The organism is Streptomyces sp. NEAU-W12, from assembly GCF_026242095.1.
GTDB lineage: Bacteria > Actinomycetota > Actinomycetes > Streptomycetales > Streptomycetaceae > Streptomyces.
Genome location: NZ_JAPJDM010000075.1, coordinates 1 through 3,335, shown reverse-complemented (window position 1 = coordinate 3,335; position 3,335 = coordinate 1). Strand labels below are relative to the sequence as shown.

Sequence of the window (3,335 nt, the reverse complement as noted above, 5' to 3'; positions counted from 1 at the left end):
GCCCCCGCGCCCGCCGCCCCGGCCCGGACGTCCCGCCCCTCCTCCCCCGCCCCCCGCAAGAGGGCCCCCGCCCCCGGCGGCGAGCCCTCCTGGGGTGAGCCCAGGCGGCGGGCACCCGTGCGCGGGAAGTCGCGGGACGAGATCGGGTGGGTCAAGGCGCACGGCGGAGCCGGTGCCTCCTCGCTCGCCGAGGCCCTCGGCGGGGTCGACGTGGGGGCCCGCTGGCCGGAGCCCGCGCGGGGCGAGCCGCGCCGGGTCATGCTGGTCGGCCGGACCAGCGCGCGCGGACTGCGTGCCGTGTCACGGGCGTTGGGTGCGCTGCAGGACGGGAAAGCCCCGCAGGGGATCGACCTGCTGGGTGTCGTCCTCGTCGCCGACGCCCCCGGACGGCTCCCGCTCAGCCTGCTGCGCCGCATCCGGGTCGTCCGCTCGGTCACCCACGTGCACCGGGTGCCGTGGATCCCGGCCTGGCGCGTGGGCGGTCAGCCCACGTACCTGCCCCGACAACTCAGCGTGCTCGCCGACCTGGTGGGCACCGGAACCGACGGCGAGAGAACCGTTTCATGACTTCCCCCCTCACCCACCTCGCCCTCCCCCTCGGGGAGCGGCTGGCCGGCTACACCCCGACCGCCGACGCGGGCGTCATCCTCGGCGTCCTCGCGTGGTGCGCCTCGGCCGCGGGGGTCGGCGGACTGATCATCGTCGGCATGCAGATGGCGATACAGCTGCGCCGCGGCGACCCGGGCGAGGGCGGCGAGCACTTCCGCGGGGTCTTCTACGTCACCCTCGGCTGCCTGGTCGCCTCGACGGCCGGGCCGCTCGTCGCCTTCCTCGGCAATCTGTCCCTCCTCTGAGGTTCGCAAACCTCTCGGCACCAGTCACCTCAGCCGCGTCCAGGCCCCACCTCAGCCCAGCCCACCTCACCCCTACCTCGCGCCCACCGCTCACGCCACGGCGCCGACCTCTCGGAGAACCTCATGTCCCTGCTCCTCGAAGCCACCCACGTGCTCGCCGCCGGCGTGCCCCAGCCGGTGAGCAACGCTCCCGGCGAGCTGACCGACAAGGTCAACACCGTGCTCGGCATAGCCGCCTGGGCCGGTACCGCCGCCGGCGTCGCCGGGGTGCTGATCACCGGCACGATGATGGCCGTCTCCCTCAAGCGGGGTGAGAGCTCGGAGCACATGAGCCGCCTCGGCATGGTGCTCGGCGGCTGTGTCCTGGTCGCCACCGCGGGCCCGCTGGTCGGCTTCGTCTTCAACTGAGCCCACGGACGGGAACGGTCGAGATGTTCACACGCAGGGAGTACCGGGAGCCACGCCGGTACCGGTCGGACCCGTCGGGGCCGTACTGGAAGCAGCGCGGCTGGCAGGTGTCGGCGGGGTTCCTCGCCGTCGTCGTCGTACTGAGCGGGATCGTCGCGCTGACGACCGACCAGGACACCGACGGGAACAACGGGAACGCGCCGGCGGCCGAGGGGCCGCTGTCCGGCACTCCGGCCATGAAGGACGGCCGGCCCGAGGGGTGCCGTACGGACGACAGCGACGGCGACGCCCTGCCCACGGCTCCGCCCGACGACGTCGACTGGCACACCCTCGACGTCACGCGTGTGCCCGTCTCGGCCTCCGCCGGCCCGACCCTGACCCAGGGGCCCCTGTGGTGGTGCTTCGCGCACACGCCGACCGGGGCCCTGCTGGCCGCCCACATCATTCCCTCGCAGATGAGCGGTCCCGACTGGCGGACCGTCGCGCGGGAGCAGGTCGTGTCCGGTCAGGGCCGGGACCTGTTCGTCTTCAAGCGCTCCACGGTCCGGGACGACGACGCCGCCGGATCCGGCTCCGGCTCCGGCTCCGAGTCGGGCGCCGGTGCCGATGCCGGCGGCGGACCGGGCACCGGCTCCGAACCCGGCACCGGCTCCGAACCCGGCACCGGCTCCGAACCCGGCTCCGGCTCCGGCTCCGGCGCGACTGCCGGGACCGGCAGTTCGTCCGTCGCCTCCTACGCCGGATACTCGGTGCCCGCGTACTCCGGCGAGGCGGCGACCGTCGAACTGCTGCTCAAGACCAGTCAGGGCTACGCCACGACCTCCATCGCCCTGCGCTGGAGCGGCGGCGACTGGAAGGTCCAGCCCTCCGACAACGGTGCCCTGCACACGCCGGTGAAGGCGGTCCAGGGAACCAACGGCCATATCCTTTGGGGGGTTTGACATGGCGTGCCCGACCGGTAATCCCATCGTCGACATCGCGGTGGGGTTCTTCAGCTTCCTCGGGGATCCCATCGGGACCATCGTCGAGGGCGTCGCCAACGCCGTCCTCGCGGGCGCCATCGCGGTGTTCGGGGCGCTGACCACCAGCATCCCGACCCTCTCGGGGACCACGACGGCCCAGGACATCAACAGCCAGACACAGTGGATCGTGGTCTATCTGGCGGTCGGCTCGCTGCTGTTCGCGTCCGCCCGGATGGCCATCGAGCGGCGCGGTGAGGCCGGCACGACCGCCCTCAAGGGCATCATGCGGGTCATCCTCGTCTCGGGTGCCGCCACCACCGTCGTCACGGCCGCCGCCACCCTCTCCGACGACTACTCCACGTACCTCTTCAACGCGGGCGCGGAGAAGCAGCTGAGCGCCGTGGGCGCCTGCTCCGACGGCAACGGCATCGAGGCCTTCCTGCTGCTGGTCCTCGCCTTCCTGCTGCTGATCGCCGGAATCATCCACACGATCCTGCTCTACATCCGCCTCGGCGTGATGATCCTGCTGCTGGGCACCCTCCCGCTGGCCGCCGCGGCGTCCATGACGAACTGGGGCGGCGGCTGGTGGCGCAAGCACCTCGGCTGGATGATCGCCTGGCTGTTGTACAAGCCGGCGGCCGGCCTGGTGCTGTACGCGGGCTCGGCCATGATCACCTCGGGCCAGGACGGCGGCAGCGACATCAACGAACGCATCGCCGGTATCGGCGTGATGCTGCTGTCCGCCGTCGCCCTGCCCGCCCTGCTGAAACTCGTCGTCCCCGCCACCGCCGCACTCGGCGGGGCGTCCGCGATGTCCGGGGCGATGTCCTCGGCGGGCGGCTCCCTGGCGTCCGGCGCCCGTTCGCTCGGCGGCAGCAGCGGGGGCGGCAGCGGCAGCGGTGGCGCCGGCGGGCAGAGCGGTCCGCGCGGCGCGTCGGGGGCGTCCGGTTCGGGCGGCTCGGGCGGTTCGCAGGGCTCCTCCGGTTCCGGCGGCATGTCCGGTTCCTCCGGTGCCGGCGGCGCCGACGGCGGCGCGGGCCGGCCGGGTGCCCCGGGTGCCGGGGCGGGAGCCGAAGCCGGCGCCGGCGCCGGCGGCGGAGGAGCCGGCGGC

At 73.7% G+C, this 3,335-nt stretch carries 5 protein-coding genes; all 5 read left to right on the top strand.

Translation table 11 applies throughout. The features are described 5' to 3' along the window. The coding region (locus ORI94_RS35030) for a DUF6668 family protein (RefSeq protein ID WP_266083137.1) at positions 1–567 on the top strand (567 nt) is incomplete at its 5' end. Continuing rightward, positions 564–854 carry a hypothetical protein gene (locus ORI94_RS35025; RefSeq protein ID WP_266083135.1) on the top strand — a complete coding sequence of 97 codons (291 nt, stop codon included), beginning with the start codon at positions 564–566 and terminating at the stop codon, positions 852–854. The genes ORI94_RS35030 and ORI94_RS35025, both read left to right, overlap by 4 nt. A 123-nt stretch (positions 855–977) precedes the next feature. After that, on the top strand, positions 978–1,262 hold the full coding sequence (locus ORI94_RS35020) for a hypothetical protein (RefSeq protein WP_266083133.1): 285 nt from the start codon (positions 978–980) through the stop codon (positions 1,260–1,262). Positions 1,263–1,285: 23 nt separating this feature from the next. Then, positions 1,286–2,203 carry a hypothetical protein gene (locus tag ORI94_RS35015; protein WP_266083131.1) on the top strand — a complete coding sequence of 306 codons (918 nt, stop codon included), beginning with the start codon at positions 1,286–1,288 and terminating at the stop codon, positions 2,201–2,203. Position 2,204: 1 nt separating this feature from the next. After that, positions 2,205–3,335: hypothetical protein (locus ORI94_RS35010; RefSeq protein ID WP_266083129.1), on the top strand; the 1,131-nt coding region annotated here is incomplete at its 3' end.

Excerpts from the sequence above, each read along its gene's own strand:
- ORI94_RS35015 (WP_266083131.1), top strand. The coding sequence starts at position 1,286 with ATGTTCACACGCAGGGAGTACCGGGAGCCACGCCGGTACCGGTCGGAC.
- ORI94_RS35020 (WP_266083133.1), top strand. The coding sequence starts at position 978 with ATGTCCCTGCTCCTCGAAGCCACCCACGTGCTCGCCGCCGGCGTGCCC.
- ORI94_RS35025 (WP_266083135.1), top strand. The coding sequence starts at position 564 with ATGACTTCCCCCCTCACCCACCTCGCCCTCCCCCTCGGGGAGCGGCTG.